At 67.9% G+C, this 18,315-nt stretch carries 19 protein-coding genes; 8 read left to right on the top strand and 11 right to left on the bottom strand.

What is annotated here, in order from left to right; all coding sequences use genetic code 11:
* Nucleotides 1-2: 2 nt before the first annotated feature.
* Genes DDE23_RS23135 through DDE23_RS23110 form a run of 7 tightly spaced genes read right to left on the bottom strand, consistent with a single transcriptional unit; the run spans nucleotide 3 to nucleotide 4,681 of the window.
* Nucleotides 3-944 (bottom strand): dihydroorotate dehydrogenase, encoded by a 942-nt coding sequence (locus DDE23_RS23135; protein ID WP_107750932.1) that lies wholly within the window; start codon nucleotides 942-944, stop codon nucleotides 3-5.
* On the bottom strand, nucleotides 938-1,795 hold the full coding sequence (locus DDE23_RS23130; protein WP_107750933.1) for a dihydroorotate dehydrogenase electron transfer subunit: 858 nt from the start codon (nucleotides 1,793-1,795) through the stop codon (nucleotides 938-940). Before DDE23_RS23130 ends, DDE23_RS23135 begins: the two co-directional genes overlap by 7 nt.
* A complete protein-coding gene (locus DDE23_RS25235; RefSeq protein WP_157958111.1) occupies nucleotides 1,792-2,322 on the bottom strand; it encodes a nuclear transport factor 2 family protein in 531 nt (176 codons plus the stop codon). The genes DDE23_RS23130 and DDE23_RS25235 overlap by 4 nt, the downstream gene beginning before the upstream one ends.
* Entirely contained in the window at nucleotides 2,319-2,609 is a 291-nt protein-coding gene (locus tag DDE23_RS25230) for a cupin domain-containing protein (RefSeq protein ID WP_157958110.1), read from the bottom strand. The genes DDE23_RS25235 and DDE23_RS25230 overlap by 4 nt, the downstream gene beginning before the upstream one ends.
* Complete coding sequence (locus DDE23_RS23120; protein ID WP_107750935.1) at nucleotides 2,606-3,025, bottom strand: cupin domain-containing protein; 420 nt, start codon at nucleotides 3,023-3,025, stop codon at nucleotides 2,606-2,608. The genes DDE23_RS25230 and DDE23_RS23120 overlap by 4 nt, the downstream gene beginning before the upstream one ends.
* 10 nt (nucleotides 3,026-3,035) lie before the next feature.
* Complete coding sequence (locus DDE23_RS23115; RefSeq protein ID WP_107750936.1) at nucleotides 3,036-3,386, bottom strand: hypothetical protein; 351 nt, start codon at nucleotides 3,384-3,386, stop codon at nucleotides 3,036-3,038.
* Between the two features lie 11 nt (nucleotides 3,387-3,397).
* Nucleotides 3,398-4,681, bottom strand: coding sequence for an SRPBCC family protein (locus DDE23_RS23110; protein ID WP_107750937.1), 1,284 nt, complete (start codon nucleotides 4,679-4,681; stop codon nucleotides 3,398-3,400).
* A 251-nt stretch (nucleotides 4,682-4,932) separates the two neighbouring features.
* On the opposite strand from DDE23_RS23110, the gene DDE23_RS23105 reads away from it, so the two are divergent.
* From DDE23_RS23105 to DDE23_RS23075, 7 genes are all read left to right on the top strand, one after another.
* Nucleotides 4,933-5,601, top strand: a complete 669-nt coding sequence (locus tag DDE23_RS23105) for a GntR family transcriptional regulator (protein WP_170121797.1) — start codon at nucleotides 4,933-4,935, stop codon at nucleotides 5,599-5,601.
* A 78-nt stretch (nucleotides 5,602-5,679) separates the two neighbouring features.
* Complete coding sequence (locus tag DDE23_RS23100) at nucleotides 5,680-6,903, top strand: NAD(P)/FAD-dependent oxidoreductase (RefSeq protein WP_107750939.1); 1,224 nt, start codon at nucleotides 5,680-5,682, stop codon at nucleotides 6,901-6,903.
* Nucleotides 6,904-7,121: 218 nt separating this feature from the next.
* Nucleotides 7,122-7,574: an SRPBCC family protein gene (locus DDE23_RS23095; RefSeq protein WP_107750940.1), complete on the top strand. Its 453-nt coding sequence runs from the start codon at nucleotides 7,122-7,124 to the stop codon at nucleotides 7,572-7,574.
* Between the two features lie 232 nt (nucleotides 7,575-7,806).
* Entirely contained in the window at nucleotides 7,807-8,298 is a 492-nt protein-coding gene (locus DDE23_RS23090) for a TRAP transporter small permease (protein ID WP_107750941.1), read from the top strand.
* A 1-nt stretch (nucleotide 8,299) separates the two neighbouring features.
* Nucleotides 8,300-9,616, top strand: coding sequence for a TRAP transporter large permease (locus DDE23_RS23085; protein ID WP_107750942.1), 1,317 nt, complete (start codon nucleotides 8,300-8,302; stop codon nucleotides 9,614-9,616).
* A complete protein-coding gene (locus DDE23_RS23080; protein ID WP_170121798.1) occupies nucleotides 9,613-10,458 on the top strand; it encodes an FAD binding domain-containing protein in 846 nt (281 codons plus the stop codon). The genes DDE23_RS23085 and DDE23_RS23080 overlap by 4 nt, the downstream gene beginning before the upstream one ends.
* Complete coding sequence (locus tag DDE23_RS23075; protein WP_107750944.1) at nucleotides 10,455-13,277, top strand: molybdopterin-dependent oxidoreductase; 2,823 nt, start codon at nucleotides 10,455-10,457, stop codon at nucleotides 13,275-13,277. The genes DDE23_RS23080 and DDE23_RS23075 overlap by 4 nt, the downstream gene beginning before the upstream one ends.
* Before the next feature lie 67 nt (nucleotides 13,278-13,344).
* Here DDE23_RS23075 and dctP read toward each other — a convergent pair whose 3' ends face one another.
* Nucleotides 13,345-14,298: a TRAP transporter substrate-binding protein DctP gene (dctP, locus tag DDE23_RS23070; RefSeq protein WP_107750945.1), complete on the bottom strand. Its 954-nt coding sequence runs from the start codon at nucleotides 14,296-14,298 to the stop codon at nucleotides 13,345-13,347.
* A gap of 344 nt (nucleotides 14,299-14,642) precedes the next feature.
* On the bottom strand, nucleotides 14,643-15,422 hold the full coding sequence (gene pcaD, locus DDE23_RS23065) for a 3-oxoadipate enol-lactonase (RefSeq protein ID WP_107750946.1): 780 nt from the start codon (nucleotides 15,420-15,422) through the stop codon (nucleotides 14,643-14,645).
* Between the two features lie 119 nt (nucleotides 15,423-15,541).
* On the opposite strand from pcaD, the gene DDE23_RS23060 reads away from it, so the two are divergent.
* On the top strand, nucleotides 15,542-16,459 hold the full coding sequence (locus DDE23_RS23060; RefSeq protein WP_107750947.1) for a LysR family transcriptional regulator: 918 nt from the start codon (nucleotides 15,542-15,544) through the stop codon (nucleotides 16,457-16,459).
* Here DDE23_RS23060 and DDE23_RS23055 read toward each other — a convergent pair.
* Together DDE23_RS23055 and DDE23_RS23050 are read right to left on the bottom strand one after the other, a co-directional pair.
* Entirely contained in the window at nucleotides 16,432-17,067 is a 636-nt protein-coding gene (locus tag DDE23_RS23055; RefSeq protein WP_107750948.1) for a glutathione S-transferase family protein, read from the bottom strand. The genes DDE23_RS23060 and DDE23_RS23055 overlap by 28 nt on opposite strands.
* A gap of 2 nt (nucleotides 17,068-17,069) precedes the next feature.
* Complete coding sequence (locus tag DDE23_RS23050; RefSeq protein WP_107750949.1) at nucleotides 17,070-18,233, bottom strand: muconate/chloromuconate family cycloisomerase; 1,164 nt, start codon at nucleotides 18,231-18,233, stop codon at nucleotides 17,070-17,072.
* Nucleotides 18,234-18,315 lie beyond the last annotated feature (82 nt).

Genomic DNA, 18,315 nt, shown 5'->3' with positions numbered 1-18,315 from the left:
CCTCAGAGAACGGCGCTTTGCAGGGGCGATTTCTGGTCGTGGCGGGGGCTCATGGCCCCGGTCAGGGCGCGGACCTCGGTGACGCCATGGCGGCGGCAATAGGCCTCGATCCAGGCGATGGCGTCCTCCATCGCCGCCGGTTCGATGAAGTTGACGGTGCCGAATTGCACGGCGGTCGCCCCGGCGAGCAGGTATTCCACCGCGTCCTCGCCATTGGCGATGCCGCCGCAGCCGATGATCGGGATCGACACCGCCTGCGCCACCTGGTGAACCATGCGCAGGATGACCGGCTTGACCGCGTTGCCCGTGAGCCCGCCAATCACATTGCCAAGGCGCGGGCGCATGTTCTCGGCATCGACCGCCATACCCAAAAGCGCATTCGACACCACCAGCGCATCGGCGCCAGCGGCCTCGGCGGCCCGGGCGATCTGGGCGATGTCGCCGACATTGGGGGTGAGCTTGGCCCAGATCGGCGTGTCGGTCCTGGCCTTCATGGCGCGGATCACCTCGGCCGTGGCCTCGGGGTCCATGCCGAAGGCCTGACCATGGGCGCGCAGGTTCGGGCACGAGACATTGGCCTCGATCGCCGCAACACCGGGGGCCGAGATATAGGCAGCGAGCGTGCCGAAATCCTCGACGCTGTCGGCCGAGACGCTGGCCACCACCGGCACCCCGAAACCGGCATAGACCGGCAGGGTCGACTCCAGCAGGTAATCCGGTCCCTTGGACGGGATGCCGATGGAGAACAGCGTGGCATCCGTGAACTCGGCCACCCGCGGCGGCTGCGTGCCCTGGCGGATGTCGGGGGTGATGGTCTTCAGCACGATCGCGCCCAGCCGGCCGAGGTCGACGATCTCGGCAAAGCCCTCGGCGATGGTCCCCGAGGCGGGCATCACCGGGTTGCGCAGCGTGACGCTGCCGATCTGGACGGACAGGTCTACCATGACTGGACCTCCTCGATGCTGAAGACAGGTCCTTCGCGGCAGACCCGTTTGAAGATGGTTTCGCCGGAGGGGGCGGTCACGGGCAGCACGCAGGCATAGCACATGCCCATGCCACAGCCCATGAAGGCCTCCATGGCCGCTTGTCCCGCGATCTGCCATTCGGCGCTCAGCGCCTTGGTCAGTTGCAGCAGCCGGTTCGAGCCGCAGGTGGCGGCGAAATCGAAGGGCTGTTCGGCGTGAAGGCGCCGCAGCAGCGCCTCGACCTGCGCCATGTCGCTGTCGCCCGCCGTGTCCGTGACCTCGATCACCCGGGCGCCCTGCGCGGCCAGCTCGTCGCGCGACATGACCATGGCGGGATTGCGGGCGCTGAGGATCGCCGTGACCTCGGCCCCGGCAGCGCGGGCCATCTGCACGAGCGGCGTCAGCGTGGCGAGCCCCACGCCCCGGGCCACCAGAAGGACATGCCTTGTCCCCGCGGGCAGGGTGAAACCCAGGCCCAGGGGACCGATGGCCTCGAGCGTGTCGCCCGGCACCAGCGTGGACAGGCCGCGCGTACCCTTGCCGGTCACCTTGTAGAGAAAACCGATCTGTCCATTCTGCCGGTCGATGCGATAGACGCTCATCGGGCGGCGCAGGAAGGGGCGGTCCAGCGTCGTCGGCGGGCATTTGAGCTGGAAGAACTGACCCGCTTCGGCGGTCAGCGCGGCGGGACCGGCCTCGGCCAGCAGCAGGCGGTATTCGGCGTTCACCGGCTCGTTCGAAACGACGCGGCAGGCGGTGTCGGCGATGGGAAAGGCGGCAGCGGGCGCCGGGTCGGGCGCGGTACTCGGCGCGGGGCAGGTTGCGGTCACGGGGTGTCTCCGGCGGGGATGAGGCAGCTGAGCGCCGCTGTGTCGGTGGCAAGGGTCAGGGCATGGAGCTGGTCAAAGGCCATGACGGCGATGCGCCAGCCTTCGGGCAGAAGGCGCCAGCTCTGGCGGACCACGCCTGTCAACAGCGTGACATGGCCCTGGGTGGCAGGGTTGCTCTCGTCGCGGACGCCCAGCTCCCACAGGCGCCAGCGGGCGTCGGCTGCGGTGCCCGCGACCTCGATCTGCGGCGCCGTATAGAGATGGGTGGCAAAGGACCAAGGGCCTTCACGGAAGAAATCCTCGATCGCCGCGCGGCCGTGCAGGCTGCCGCCGAAACCGCCGGCCTGCCATTCGGCGTCCGGGGTGAAACAGGCAGCCTGCGCGCGCGCGGCCTCGGCCACCCTTTTGGGCGCGGCCTTGCGGTGGCGGGCGGTGTATTTCGCATCCGCCGCCGCCGCATAGACCTGCATCACGGCCTCGATGCCCGCGCGGGCCTCGATCCGGGCGAGGCGGTCTTCGACGCTCATCCGGCGGCCCTGACGCGGTACACGAGGGCGGGGGTCAGAATGGTCCATTCGCGCGCCGAACCGGCCGGGATCAGCACGCCCGTGCCGGGGACCAGCGCATGCTCGCCGTCGTCGGCCCTGAGCGTGGCGCTGCCTTCCAGCAGCGCGACCATCTCCTCGGGCCCGCCCCGGGCCGAGAGCGCCGCCGATGCTCCGACCGGCAGACGTTCCATGGCGACCGAGAGCGCGGCACCCCGGACGGCGAAGGGGGCGGCACCCAGGCCGCTGTCGTGGATCCTGCAGCTCATTCCCTGGCCTCCGGTGCGCCCGGATAGAAGGGTTTGGCATTGCCGCTGGCGCCATATTCCTGGCGCGGCGGCGTCACCACGTTCAGCCGCAGGCATTCGCCCTCGGCGTCGAAACGGTTGATCCCGGAATGGGGCTGTTCGGCGGGCATCAGCATGACGATGCCTTCCTCAAGCTCGACCGAGCCTTCCGGTGCCTCGACCGACCAGCCGAGGTTGACGGTGCAGCCCCCCCGGATCTGCAGCGTCGCCTCCTCGCCATGGGCATGGGCCTTGGCGGCGATGCCGGGGCCGCCGGGCAGGCAGAAATTGACGACCCCGACGCTGAGCGCCTGGCCCACCACGGCTTTCATCCTGAGCCCGCCGGGCACGACCTCATCGAGGCCCTCCCGGAAGGAGAACAGCTGGCATTGCGGCATTGCGGCTTCCTCAGATCGCGGGACGCAGCTTGTGCGTCTCGTCAGGGACGAACTTGCGGGTGTCGTAGCCATCGACCACCTCGACCTCGGGGTCATAGGATTCGATGGCCGGGGCCACTTCGGCCAGCGACAGCAGCATGTGGAACAGGTTCAGGCTTTCGGGGTCATGGCTGCCATCCTCGGCCCGGTGGGCGTCGATATGGGCGCAAATCGCCTCGACCCGGGGCAGCATCGCCTCGGCAAAGGCGTTGATCTCGGCAAAGCCCAGGCTCACGCGGCGCAGGTTGCGCTGGGATTCCAGCGGCAGGCACCAGTCGGAAAAGGGTTCGAGCGCAGCGAAGTCGGGGGGGAGTTTGGACATGGTCTGGTTCCTCATTCCGCGGCCTGAAGCTGGCCGTCGCGGCGCAGGCCCTCTTCGATCAGCCGGTCGATGGCCACCGCCTGGTGGCGCACCATCAGCTCGAAATCCTGGATGACCATTTCCTGCTTGGCGCCGGTCGCCGCGGCGGCTTGCGTGGTTTCCAGCGTGCTCAGATCCTCGAGCAGGACGTCGCGCAACGCCGTCTTCATGTATTCCTGATAGAAGCGGCCGCCCGCGGTCACCATCTCGGGGTAATAGACCCGCGCCTCGAACAGCGTCTTGTCGTGCGAGATCGGGCGGAAGTTGTAGGCCTGAAAATAGTTCGGTCGGCAGGACAGGTAGAAATCCGGGAAGACGACGTTGATGTCGAAGGCCCAGGACGGGTGTTTCGTCCAGTTCAGAAGCTCGGGCAGCTTGATGCCGCTCAGGTCGTGCCGGGTGCCACCCTGCGCCACTTTCAGCGCCTTGGCGGCAATGCGGTGGCCGGTCTGGTTGACGCCCACGTCCTGCTCGGCTGCGGCGGTCGCGGCTTGTGGGTTTCCGTAGACGGTATCCGGATCACCGGCAATCGACAGGCGGCGGTGAAGGTCACCGCAGATCCCGTCGATCGGGTGCAGGTTGCCGTCCTCGTCCTTCAGCAGGGCATAGGCGATCGAGCGGCCGTGCAGGTAGTTGACGTGGTAGGTCTCCTGGAAGGCGTCGAGCGCGACCTTCCAGTTGCAATTGACCACCGCATTCCAGGCGTAACAGGCGGTGAACTTGTCGAACGGGTAGGTCTCGAAGCCGGCATAGACCGGTTCCATGAAGTCCTTGAGCGAGGTGTCGGGCGCTGGATTGGCGTTGATGAAGATGAAGCCGTTCCAGGTGTCGACCGAGACCCGGGTCAGGCCAAGGCAGGATTTATCCAGGTCCATGAAGGACTTCTCGTCGGGAACTCCGGTCAGCGTGCCGTCGAGGTCATAGGCCCAGCCATGGAATTTGCAGAAGAATTTCCGCGTCGTGCCGGTCGGCTGATAGGCGATCTTGTTCAGACGGTGCGAGCAGACATTGTGGAAGGCGTAGAGCTTCTTGTCGCGCGCCCGGGCGATGACGATCTCGGAGTCGAGCACGGGGATGTTGCGCAGCATGTAATCGCCGACCTTCGGCAATTCCTCGACCCGGCCGACATGCAGCCAGGTGTTCTTGAAGAGATACTTCTTCTCAAGCGCGAAATAGGCCGGATCGATATAGGGCGCGACGGGGATCGGACCCGTGCCGAGTTCGGGATAGCGGTCGTGGAGCCGGGCGGCGGTCATGGATAACTCCTCTGCGGATTACGTCTACCGTATACGTTAATTTCCGAATGGCAAGCGAAACCTGCATGCCGGGCCGACAAGCGGCGGGCGCTGCGCAAAGCTGCGTCATCGGTTGCCTGAAACGCCCTGTCGTGCCACATGTCGAGAAACGTCGATCCCGTGATCGTATCCCGTCCCGTCCGTTTTCCGCGTCCCGTCGCGGCCGCGGTCCCCGTGGAACGGCGGCGATCCCCCAGCAACGGACAATTCCCATGATGAATTCCATCCAGCGCGTCGCCGACCTCCGCCAACAGGTCTACGAGACGCTGAAGGCGCGGATCACCGAAGGGGGGTTCGATCCTGACACCAAGTTCCAGGAGATCAACCTGGCCCAGGAGCTGGGCGTCTCGCGGACGCCGGTGCGCGAGGCGCTGGCCATGCTGGTGCGCGACGGGCTGCTGGTTCAGGCGACGCGGGGCTTCCGTTTCCCGAACTTCACGCCGGAAGAGATTTCCGAGGTGATCGAAATTCGCCTGCTGCTGGAGCCGCATGCCGTGGCCAAGCTGGTGCGCGAGACCGATGCGGGGCGACTTTTCGCGCTGGCTGGCCGCATTCACCAGACGCTCGACGAAACGGGCGAGAGTGACGCCTATGTCGAGGCGCATCGCAAGATCCGCGACGACATCTATTCGCATGTCTCGAACCGGCAACTGGTCGCGGCCATCGCGCGGTATGAGGATTTCATCCATTTCATCCGGATAAACACCCTTCGCCGACCGGACATGCGCCGGGTCTCGGTCAACGGCATGGCGAAGCTCGCGCAGGCCATCGGCACCGGCAACGAGGATGAGGCGCGCGCGGTGATGACCATGCTGCTGACGCAGGCGGGTGAGGCCTTCAAGACCTGGGCGGCAGAAAACGCCGAGCCACGGCAAGGCTGAGTATCGGATCAGACCGGCGCCTTCTTGACAGATTTAGCGTATACGGAATACGATAAATCCAGATGTGAGGAGAAGGCGATGCCCGAAGTGACGGACGAGGTGGTGGTGATCGTTGGGGCGGGGCAGGCGGGTGGCCGCTGTGCCCTGGCTCTCCGCAGCGAGGGATTCACCGGGCGAATCACTCTGATCGGTTCCGAACCGCACCCCCCCTACGAACGTCCGCCGCTGTCCAAGGCGGTGTTGAAAGGGGCCGAGGGGGAGGCAGGCCTTTTCCTCGACCCGGACGGGGGCTGGCAGGGCATTGACCTGAGGACCGGCGAAACCGTGGTTGCGCTGGATTGCGCCGGGCGCCGTGTCATCACCGCCGCCGGGGAGCGGATCGCCTACGATCATCTGGTGCTGGCGACCGGCGGCAGGCCCCGCGACCTGCCGGTTCCCGGGGGCGAACACGCCCGCACCCTGCGCAGCCTCGACGACAGCCTGGCGCTGAAGGCGCGCCTCACGCCGGGGTTGCGGCTGGCGATCATCGGCGGTGGGGTCATCGGCATGGAGGTCGCGGCGACGGCAACCGAACTGGGCTGCGCGGTCACGGTGATCGAGGCGGGCGCGCGCGTCATGGCGCGGATCCTGCCGCCCGAAACCTCCACCTGGCTGGCTGCGAAACACGCGGCGGCGGGGGTGACGGTCCTGACCGGAATCGCCGTGCAGGAGATCCGTGAAGACAGCGGCGGCCTGGCGATTCACCTCCGCGATTCGGCAGGGGAATCCCGTGTTGTGGTGGCTGATCTGGTGGTCTCGGCCATCGGCATCCTGCCCGCGTCCGAGCTGGTCCCGGCGGCGAATCGCGGCCCCTCGGGCGGGATCTTGACCGATTCGGCGGGGCGCGTGCCCGGCCTTGCGGGTGTCTTTGCCGCGGGCGATGTCGCCGAAAGCTGGAATCCGCACCTGGGTCGCGAACAGCGGCTGGAAACCTGGCGCAACGCTGATCGGCAGCCGCGCGCCATCGCCCGCTCGATCACCGGAGAGGCGACCGAGCATGCCGAGCTTCCGTGGATGTGGAGCGATCAGCTCGGCCATAACATCCAGGTGGTGGGACTATGGGCCGAGGGCGCCCGGACCGTTGCCCGGGGCGAGGGGGGCGAGATGCTCTTCTGGCTTGACGACGATGGGGCCGTGGCCGGTGGCGTGTTGCTGGACCGCGGACGCGAGCGGCGCTTCCTGGAGAAGCTGGTCGAGGGGAAGGTCAGGGCCGACCCGGCCAAGCTGGCTGATTCGGCGATTCCGCTGAAGGCGCTTGTCTGACCTTGCCGTGCGCCCCTGGTCGGTGCCGCTTTTCCGGGCAGCTCGCCCGAGGCCCGGGCAAGGGAAATCTGCGTCACCGCAGGCGGAGGAAACGGGCGAAAATCGTTGACACGCGGAAATAACGTATACAGCATACACGAAACTGGATCGGCACCCCGAACTCCGCCACGTCCCCCACGGGGCGGCGGGGAACGGCCCGCAGACAAGGAACACTTCCCATGGAAATAACCGACAGCCGGCTGGTCGCGGCTAGCCAGCGCGATGTCTGGGCCGCGGTCCACGATCCCGAGATCCTGCGCCAAGCGATCCCGGGCTGCCAGTCGCTGATCGCGACCGGGGCCAGGATGGAGGCCGAGGTCACGCTGAAGATCGGCCCGGTGAAAGCGACCTTCAAGGGCGATGTGACCTTCGACGAGGAACACCCCCATGACAGCATGGTGCTGCAGGGCGCGGGAAAGGGTGGCATCGCTGGATTCGCCAAGGGCCGTGCCCGGGTCACGCTGACGCCCGAGGGCGCCGGAACCCGGATCGACTATTGCGTCGACGTGACCGTCGGCGGCAAGATCGCGCAATTGGGCGCCCGCCTCATCCAGGGGACGGCGACCAAGCTGTCGGCCGAGTTCTTCGACCGGCTCGAGGCGCAGCTTGTCACCGAAACGCCCGCAGGTTGACCCGGGCGCGCGCGACTGCGACGCCTTCGGGGCAGGGGGCGCTTTGCCCGTCTTCCCCCCGGCAGCCCCCTTGTGCGCTCTGGCCGATCCGGCCTCTATTGCCGCGAGACGGGTGCGCCCGGCCGCAGACCGTTCAGGCGCGCCGTCTCGCGGGGACCGCTCCGCTGCGCCGTGCCGGGTTTCAGAGATTTTCGAGCGCGATCGCCCCGCGGGGCTCCAGCCAGGACGAGACATGAAGACAGCCATTGCCCTCTATGACCTTGTGGTGACCGCTCTTGCGGTCCTGTCGGGGATCATCCTCGCGCTCATGACCTGCGCCATCGCCGCCGAGTCGATCCGGCGGGGGCTGGGTTTCGGCGTGTTCCGGGGCCTGATCGACTTTTCCGAGATCGGGCTTTTCTGCATCGCCATCCTGACGGCGCCCTGGTTGCTGCGCCGCAACGCCCATTTGTCGATCAACGTCTTTCTCGAACGCTTTTCGCCGCCCGTCCGCCGCGGCGTGCAGCGGTTGATCGACCTGATCGGATTGTCCTGCTGCGCGATCCTGTGCATCTGGGGCACAAGGGTGCTGATGCGCTCCTACCAGACGCAGCAGATGGTCTTTGGTGACTACGTGCTGATGGATTGGTGGCTGCAATGGCAGATCCCGCTGGCGGCGCTGCTCATGGCGCTGACCTTCGCCGGGCGGCTGCTCTCGCCCCTTTACACGCAGCATGGGGTCTGAGATGCCGGAATGGATCTTCGCCCTTGTGCTGATGCTGGGCGGTATCGTCGCCCTTCTGATGCTGGGCCTGCCGATTGTCTTCGCCTTCATTGCCGTCAACATCGCCGGGGCCTGGCTGTTCCTCGGCGGGGACATCGGCCTCATGCAGATGCTGCGCAACATGCGCTCGCCAGCGGCGCAATATTCCCTGGCGCCCATTCCCCTCTTCGTGCTCATGGGCGAGATCATGCTGCACAGTGGCCTCGCTCAGCGTGCCATTGATGCCATCGACCGACTGATTTCCCGCGTGCCGGGGCGGCTGTCGATCGTTGCCGTGCTGTCGGGCACGCTGTTTTCCTCGCTCTCGGGCTCGACGATTGCCAATGCGGGTGTGCTGGGCAAGTCGCTTTACCCGCAGATGAAGGCGCGCGGCTATCATGACAGCATGGCGGTCGGGCCGATCCTGGCAGTCGGCGGCATTGCCATGCTGATCCCCCCCTCGGGGCTGGCGGTGATGCTGGGCAGCCTTGCCTCCATCTCGATCAACGATCTGCTGATTGCCGGGATCGTGCCGGCGATCATGATGGCGGTGCTGTTTCTTGGCTACGTCATGCTGCGGTGCCGGTTGGACCCGTCCCTCGCCCCGGTCTACGAGACCGAGACGATGACGCTGGGCGAGCGGCTCAGACCGGTGCTGGTGAATGTCCTGCCGCTGGCGCTGATCTTCGTCTGTGTCGTGGGCTCGATGTTCGCAGGCATCGCCACCGCGACCGAGAGCGCGGCTCTGGGCGTGGTGGCGACGGTGATCGCCGCGGTGATCTATCGGCGTTTCAGCCTGACGATGCTGGTGCATTCGCTGAAGGAGACGCTGATCTTCTCGGCGATGATCCTGGTCATCATCTGCACCTCGGGCACCTTTTCGCAGGTGCTGGCCTTCACCGGCGCCACGCAGGAGATCAGCCGTCTGGTCGTGGACTCGGGTATCGGTCCCCTGATGCTGTTGCTGGGAATGCTGGCGGTGCTGGTCTTCCTCGGCTGCTTCATGGACCAGGTGTCGATGATGATGCTGACCCTGCCGATCTTCATGCCGATCGTCGGCGCGGCGGGGATCGACCCGCTGTGGTTCGGGGTCCTCGTGTTGATCGCGCTGGAGATTTCGCTCATCACACCGCCTTTCGGGCTGTTGTTGTTCGTCATGCAGGGCGTGGCGGGGCCAAAGCTGCGGGTGACGGCGGTCTACAAGGCGGTCCTGCCGTTCCTGGCGCTGGAATTCCTGGTGATGGGGTTGCTCATCCTGTTCCCGGGGCTGGTCAGCCTGTTGCCGGAGCTGATGAAGTGAAGGCGCCCAGAACCGAGATCGCCCGCCCTGCGACGCTGGCCGAGGCGCTGGCGCTGCTGGCGACCGAGGACGCGCGGATTCTGGCTGGCGGGCAGAGCCTTGGCGCGGCGCTGAACCTGCGCCTCGATGCGCCGGCGCTGCTGGTCGACATCAACGGCATCCCCGGGCTGGACCGGATCACGCTCGAGGACCGGCATCTGGTCTTCGGGCCGCTGGTCCGCCACCGCGCGGTGCTGGAAAGCCCGCTCGTCGCGCGCGAGGTGCCGGTGCTGGCGCAGGTGATGCCGCATGTCGCCCATCCGGCGATCCGCAACCGGGGGACGACGGCGGGCTCCATCGCCTATGCCGATCCGGCAGGCGAGATGCCGGCGGTGGCGCATCTGATGGCGGCCGAGCTGGTGCTTGCCTCGGCCTCGGGCGAGCGGGTGGTTTCGGCGCGGGATTTCTTCCTTGGCATCTATGACACGCTGCGCGCCCCCGAGGAGATGCTGGTCGCCATCCGCTGGCCGCGCACCGGCCCGAACGAGCGTTTCGCCTTTGGCGAGGTGACGCGCCGCCGGGGCGATTTCGCCAGTGTCGGCTTCGTCGCCCGGGCGGTGATCGAGGCGGGCCTGGTGCGCGGGATCGCGCTGACCGCCTTTGCCAGCGAACCCGCGCCGGTGCTGTGCCCGGCCGCCGAGGGGGCCATCGGGCAGAGGCTGACGCCTGGGCTGGCGGCGGACCTGGCCGGAGCCATCGCCGCCGACCTCGACCCGATGCCGAGCCTTGCGGGCTCGGCCGAGCAGAAACGCGCCCAGGCGCGGGCGCTGGCCCGCCGGGTGCTGATGGACCTTGCCGCATGACTGATGCCGCCCCGATCGTGAATTTCCGTGTGAACGGCAAGGAGGTGCGCGTCGATGCCCGTACCCGCGGGCATCTGGCCGATTATCTGCGCCATGACCGGCGGCAGACCGGCACCCATCTGGGCTGCGAGCACGGGGTCTGCGGTGCCTGCAACGTCATGGTCGACGGGCAGGTTGTTCGCGGCTGCCTGACGCAGGTGGCGCAATTGCACGGTGCCGAGGTCCAGACCATCGAGGGGCTGACCGCCGAGGGACGGCTCCATGCGCTGCAAGAGGCCTTCGTCGCCCGCAACGCCCTGCAATGCGGGTTCTGCACGTCGGGTATGCTGCTCACGGCGGTGGAACTGCTCGACCAGAACCCTGACCCTTCGCGCACCGAGATCCGCGATGCGATTTCCGGCAATCTCTGCCGCTGCACGGGCTATCACGCCATCGTCGATGCCATCGAGGATGTGGCGCGGGGTCGCGAGCCCGTGGCGCCTGAGGCCGAGGGGATCGGTGCCCCGCTGCCGCGCGCCGCGGCACGGCGGCCGGCGACAGGGACGGGGCGCTATCTGGACGACATCACCCCGGCGCATTGCGCCCATATCGCCTTCCTGCGCAGCCCCCATGCCCATGCCCGGATCCTGTCGATCGACACGGCCGAGGCTCTGGCCATGCCCGGCGTCCTCGCCTGTTTCACCGGCGAGGATCTGGCCAGGGTCAGCCCGCCCTGGGTCACCAGCCTTGCGGGGGTGAAGGGCCACAGCTCTCCGCCCCAGCCCTGCCTCGCCCTGGGCGAGACCTGCTGGCAGGGCGAGGCCGTGGTCGCGGTGGTGGCCGAAAGCCGGGCCGAGGCCGAGGATGCCGCCGAGCTGGTGATGGTCGAGTTCGAGGAACTTCCCGCCGTGACCGACACCGAGGCAGCGCTGTCGGACGCGGCCATAGTGCACGCCGCCCAGGCAACGAACCTGATCCTGGATCAGGTCTTCACGGTCGGCGATGCCGAATCGGCCTTTGCCGGCGCCGCCGTGGTCGCGGAACAGGATTTCGTCTTCACCCGCCAGACCGGCATGTCGCTGGAACCGCGCGGTGTCATCGCCGAATTCGATCCGGCCCGGGGCGAGATGCGGGTGCATCTGTCGCATCAGGCGCCGTTCCAGCAGCGTGAGATCTATGCCGAGCAACTGGGCCTCGATCCCGGCGCCATTCAGGTGATCGTGCCGGATGTGGGTGGGGCCTTCGGGCTGAAGCTGCACGCCTATGCCGACGACATGGCAGTCGTTGCAATCGCGACGCTGATGGACCGGCCGGTGAAATGGGTGGCGGACCGGCTGGAATCCTTCACCGCCGACGCCCATGCGCGCGAGGCCTCCGGCCATGCCCGCATCGCCGTCGATGCCGACGGAAGGATCCTTGGCTTCGAGGTCGATCTGCTGGCTGGTTTTGGTGCCTATTCCATGTACCCGCGCGGGTCGGTCGGGGAAGCCCTGCAGGCCTGCTCGATGGTCGGCGGCCCCTATGCCTTCGCCGCCTTCAAGGGGCGCCTGCGCGGTGTCTTGCAGAACAAGGCACCGACCGGGGCGTATCGCGGCGTCGGCCAGCCGATCGCCACGGCGATCACCGAGCAGCTCATGGACCTTGCCGCCGATGCGCTGGGTATCAGCCCCGAAGAGATCCGGCGGCGCAACTACATCGCCGAGCCGGGGGAAACGACCAGCCCGCTGGGCCTCAGATTCGAGCGGCTGTCGTTGCAAGAATGCCAGGCCACGCTGGAAGGGCTGGCCGGGCTGGCGGCGAAACGGGCCGACCATGCGCGGCTCAGGGCCGAGGGGATCCATCGCGGGTTGGGACTGGCGGCTTTCGTGGAGATGACGGGGGTTGGCTCGCGTCTTTACGGACCGCTGGGCGTGGCCGTCGCGGCGCAGGAAAGCGCCCGAGTGACGCTTGAGGCGGGTGGCCGGGTGAAGATCGAAACCTCGGTCACCGATCAGGGGCAGGGGACGGTGTCCGCCCTGGCCCAGATCGCGGCCAGCGAGCTGGGCGTCTCGGTGGGGCAGATCGGCCTCGGCAGCACCGACACGGCGCGCAATCCCTACGGCGGCGGGGCCTGGGCCTCGCGCGGGGTGGCGCTGGGGGGCGAGGCTGTGCTGAGGGCCAGCCGGGGACTGAAAGCCGCGATCCTGGCCATCGCCGGGGCGCTGACCCAGCGCCCGGCCGAGGCCCTGCGGATCGTGGGGGCGGAGGTCACCGATGCCAGCGGCACGCCCCTGATCGCGCTGGACCGGGTGCTGAGGCTTGCGCGCTACAACCCGTCCGAGATCCCGCTCGCGGTGGTCCCTTCGCTCAGCGTCGAACAGAGCTTCCTGCCCGGCGCCTTGCCCTATCTCATGTCGAACGGCGTGGTGGCGGTCGAGGTGGAACTCGATCCCGACACCGGGCTGGTCGACGTGCTGGGCGCCTGGGTGGTCGACGATTGCGGCCGGGTGGTGAACCCGCTGCTGGTCGACGAGCAATTGCGCGGCGGGTTGGTGCAGGGGATCGGCGCGGCGCTTTACGAGGAATGCGTCTATTCGGCGGACGGGCAGCTCGAAACCGGAACGCTGGCCGATTATCTGGTGCCGATGGCGGCGGAAATGCCGGATATCACCATTGCCCATGTCTCGACCCCCAGCCGGGCGACGCTGCTGGGGGCCAAGGGGGTGGGCGAGGCGGGGCTGGTGGCGGGCCCGGCGGCTCTGCGCTGCGCGATCAACGATGCGCTGCGGCCGCTGGGTGCGCAGGTCACGCAGCAACCCTATTCACCGGCACGGATCCTTGCGGCGCAGGGCATCGTCTGAACCGCAGCGTGATGGCAAGCAGAAAGGGCCGGGTTTCCCCGGCCCTTTCCTGTGGCTTTCCGCCGGTTCAGCGTTCCAGCATCGGCCGCAGGCGGGCGATTTCCGGGCTGAGCGATTCCAGATCCTCCCAATAGACGCGGGTGGCAAGCTCGGCCAGTTCAGGCCCGGCGTCGAAGGCGGTGACGCCCGCCGCTTCCTGCGCCGCGTATTCCTGTGCGGTGCGCTCGGCCGACCATTCGACCATGTAGTCCTCGAACCAGACGGCGGCGTCGTTCAGGATCGCCTGCTGCTCGGGCGACAGGCGGTTGTAGCTGTCGTTGTTGATCAGGACGTTGATGATGACGTTGTAGAACCCGGGATCGACGCGGGTGGTGATGAGGCGGTCCCAGCCGAAATCGCCCAGCCCCCAGAAGGCCCAACCGACCCCGCTGATCACGCCCCGCTCCAGCGCGGTGAAGACTTCGGGCGCGGCGACGGCGGTGCTGTCGATGCCGAGCGCGTTGAACAGCAGATTGTAGGTGGTCTGCCCCCGAAGGCGCTGGCCGTCGAGGTCATCGAGCGAGGAAATCGGCTCGGTCAGGTAGATGTGGAAGGGCACGCCCGTGCCATAGCCGGTCAGGTAGCGCGCGTTCATCCGTTCGACCGCGAGTTCCGACAGCGCCTCGACAGCGCCGCTTTCGCGCTGCTCGGCGAAGGAGAGATTGGTCAGCGATTGCGCATCGGCCTCGACGAACTGGCCCTTGGTGTAGGAAGGGGGCGTGGCAATGATGTCGAGCACGCCTGCCGTCAGCGCGTTCGGCTGCTCATTGGCCGGGATCGCCTCGGGCCCGCCCACGACGCGGATCTGCACGAGGCCGGCGCCGGTCTCGTTCACCCGGTCGACATAGAGCTGGAACGGCACGCCATAGGTGGTCGAGGTGGGGACGAAGGCGCTGGCGCGCAGCGTCACCTCGTCGGCATGGGCCAGCCCCGCCACCGTGCCGAGCGCGAGCCCGGCGAGATAGGTCTTCCAGTGTTGCATTGTTGGTCTCTCCTGTTGAAGGGCGCAAGCAGCGGTTTTGATCTTTGAGCTACTTATGGATACGGTATACGATAATTCTGGTGAAAGCGATGATTCTTGGTCCTGCCAGACTTGTCGAGCGCATCGCGGAGGGGAATGTCATGAAATTCAGCGTCTGCTCAGTTGCTGAGCATGGCAAGGATCATGCGGGCGGAAAAGGCCCGTCCCGACGGCGCCCGGCCGGGTCGGCGACGGACAGGAAGACCGCGGCGACAGGCCAGGAAAAGCGCAGGCGACAGATCGGCGCGCTGCGATTTCGTTGGTATGCTGCATACGCCAAATGCCAAGATCCTGTCGCCCCCCGCTCATCCCAGATGCGCACGAAGCAGCGCCGCATAGGCCCGGGGATCCTCGACGCAGGGCAGGTGGCCCGCGCCCTCCATCAGCACATACCGGACGCCGGGGATCAGATCGGCCATGCCGCGCACCAGGTCGGGCGGCGTCGCGCCATCCTCGGCACCGGCGATGACCAGGGTCGGCGCGGTGATCGAGGCGCAGGCGTCAGTCAGGTCCGACGCGGCCAGGGCCTCGCAACAGGCAGCGTAGCCCGGGGCATCGGTCCGCGCCAGCATCGTCTGCCAGAGCGCCAGTCGGGCCGGATGCTCGGACCGCCAGCGGGCCGAGAACCAGCGTTCCATGACCCCGGGCGCCATGGCGTCAAGGCCGGTCTCGGCAACGGCGGCAATCCGCGCCCGCCAGGCCTCGGCGGTGCCGATCCGGGCGGCGGTGTTCGACAGGACCAGCCGGTCCAGCCGCTCGGGCGCCCGCCGGGCGATGTCCATGGCGATCTGGCCGCCGATCGACAGGCCCACCACATGCGCGCGGGGCACCCCGGCGGCGGTCATCACCGCCAGAGCCATCCGCCCGAGGTCGGCGATGCCGAGGGGGCCTGCGGCCTTCTGCGACAATCCGTGCCCCGGTTTGTCGAAGCGCAGGACGCGCCGGTCCCGGGCGAGGTCTTCGACCACGTCGTCCCACATGCGCAGATCGGTGCCGAGCGAGTTGAGCAGCAGCACGGCTGGCGCATCGACGGGACCGTCGGCGCGGGCGTGCAGGACGAGGCCCTGATCGGTGACTGGCAGCATGCTGGTTCCTTCCTTCTGAGGGGGCATGGAACACGGGCGCGGCGGGTGGTGCAATATGTCCGCCAGTCTTGCATCATACCCGGCGGGTATCGGGCGGGCCGTGCAACAGGGAGGCAGCCATGGAGCTGAGGCATCTGCGCTATTTCCTCGCCGTGGCGGAGGAATTGCATTTCGGCCGGGCGGCGGCGCGGCTGGACATCGCCCAGCCGCCGCTGTCGCGGCAGATCGCGGCGCTGGAGGCGGAGCTGGGCGCCACGCTTTTCGACCGCGGGCGCGGTGCGATCCGGCTGACGCAGGCGGGCGAGCTGCTGCACGAACATGCGCGCGAGATCCTTGCCCGGCTGGACAGCGCCAGCCGCGAAGTGCGGCTGGTCGGGGCAGGGCGGGCCGGAAGGCTGCGGCTGGCCTTCGTCGGCTCGGCCTCGCATGGGGTGCTGCCGCAGCTCATTCAGGGCTACCGCGCGGCCTGTCCGGAGGTCGATCTGGCGCTGTCGACCATGAACAACGCCGAATTGCACCGGGCGCTGGTGCAGCGCGACATTGATGTGGCCGTTGCCCGGCCGGATCTGGAGGACGACGAATTCCGCCGCGAGACGCTGGTGCGCGAGGATCTGATCCTGGCGCTGACGAGCGATTCACCGCTGGCGTCGCGCGAAGGGCTGAGTCTGGCCGATCTGGCAGACCAGACCTTCATCCTCTATCCGCGTCGGCCGCGCCCCTCTTATGCCGATGTGGTGCTCGGCCTGTGCGAGCGCGAGGGGTTCCAGCCGAAGCGCCTTGAACTCACGCAGGATTTCCAGAGCGCGATCTCGCTGGTGTCGGTCGGCGCGGGTCTGTCGGTCGTGCCGCAATCGGTGGCGCAGACCCAACGGCCGGGTGTGGTCTACCGGCCCTATCTGGGGTTCAATCCCGGGACCGGGCTGTCGGTGCTGTCGCGGCTCGACAACCGGTCGCCACATGTGGTGCATTTCCTCGACCTGACGCGGCGCTTTGCCCGAAGCCTGGCGGCTCAACCCGGGGGGCGCGGGTCATCCTGAAAGGGCTCGCGCCGGACGCTGGGGCGGGCAAGGAAGCCTGCATGCCATGCGGCCAGCGCCGGGCGGTGCTTGCGCCATTCCTCGGCGGCGAAGCGAAAATCCAGATACATCAGCGCCGTGCCGATGGTCAGGTGGCCGATATCGAAGGGCCGCGCGGCAAGGCTGGGTGCATGGACCTCCAGCCAGTCCAGAACCGCGGCAGTCTTGGTCTGCCAAACGGCCAGCATCGCCTCAGATCGTTGCGGCGCATCCCTGAGCCGGCCCTCGATCAGCCAGTTGAGGGCGATGTCCATGAGCCCGGCACCAAGCGCCTCGTCGCGTTCCGCCAGAAGGCCCGCCTCGCCCTCGGGGAACAGGCGCGGGCCCTCGCTGCCGGTCCGGTCCGCCCAACGGCAGATGACATGGCTGTCGATCAGGACGCGACCGTCCTCCAGTTCCAGCGTCGGGATCTTGGAGAGCGGATTGACCGCCATCAACCCCGGGTGCGGGATCATCGGATCGGCGCCGGTCCGCACCGTCCGCACCTGGTCGGACAGGCCCTTCTCATGCAGGGCGATCATCGTCTTGCGGACATAGGGCGAGCGCGGGGACCAATGCAGCAGCGGCATGGTCAGGCCTTCCGCGTCACGTCGCGCAGCGCGTCGTGGTCAATGCTGATGCCCAGTCCCGGCCCGGTCGGGCAGTGAATCTGGAAGTCGCGGAAGACGATCTCGCCATGGGTCAGGTCACGCTTGGCGATGCGCGGGCCGAAATGCTCGCATCCCCATTCCAGCGTCGGAAGCGAGGCGAAGACGGCGAGATGCGCGGCCGTGCCGATGGCGCCTTCCAGAAGGCAGCCGCCATAAAGCTCCATCCCCATCGCTGCGGCAATCGCCGCCGCGCGCTTCATCTCCAGCAGCCCGCCGCTTTTCACCAGTTTCAGCGAATAGACGCTGCCGGTGGCGGCGGTGGCATTGGCGGCAATCTCGGGGCCGGTGAAGGCGGCCTCGTCGACCATGAAGGGGATCGGGCTGCGGGCGGCCATCCGCGCCGTCGCCGCCTGATGGCCGGGCTTCAGCGGCTGTTCGATCAGCACGACGCCGATCTCGGCCAGCCGGGGCAGGAAGCGGATGGCGGTGGCCTCGGTCCAGCCCTGGTTCACGTCGCAGACGATCTCGCAGCCGGGCAGCGCCTCGGCGATGCGGGCAACCCGGGCCACGTCCTCGGCCGGCGGGTGGAACCCCAGCTTGATCTTGAAGCGCCGGTGTTCGCGGGCCTCCAGCTTGCGCCGGGCTTCCTCGATCTCCTGCTCGGCATCGCCCGAGGCCAGCGCCCAGAGGACCTCCATCTGTTCGCGCACCCGGCCGCCGAGGAAGGCGCTGACAGGCAGGCCCAGTGAATGGCCCGCGGCATCGAAGAGCGCCGCCTCGACCGCCCCCCGGGCCGAGGCGTTGCGGGTTGCCGCCCTGGCCATCTTCAGCGCGTTGGCTTCGAACGACAGGGCATCGGCGCCCAGGATCGCGGGGGCGATATAGGTGTCTATGTTGGCCTTGATCGCCTCGACGCTTTCCTCGGCCCAGCGGGGGCCGCCCAGGGTCGCCGCCTCGCCCCAGCCCTCGGCGCCGCAGCTCAGGACCGCCCGCACGATGACGCAGGATTGCACGCTGATCTCGGTGTTCGACAGGCGGTGCCGACGCCAGGTCGGAACGTCGACAATCGCCGTCTCGACGGCAACGATCCGCCGCGAGAGCAGCGCCTGCGCGTCTGTGCGGTCGAGGGTTTGGGGCGTGTTCATGGCGCGGTCTTTCGGTCTGCTGGTCGGGCCCGGGCCCCGTCCTCGGCAAAGCGCTGCCGGGGGCGGGTGGTGTCGGGCCGCG

Source organism: Pararhodobacter aggregans, from assembly GCF_003075525.1.
In the GTDB taxonomy this organism is placed as follows: domain Bacteria; phylum Pseudomonadota; class Alphaproteobacteria; order Rhodobacterales; family Rhodobacteraceae; genus Pararhodobacter; species Pararhodobacter aggregans.
This window is presented reverse-complemented; position numbering and strand designations above follow the sequence as displayed.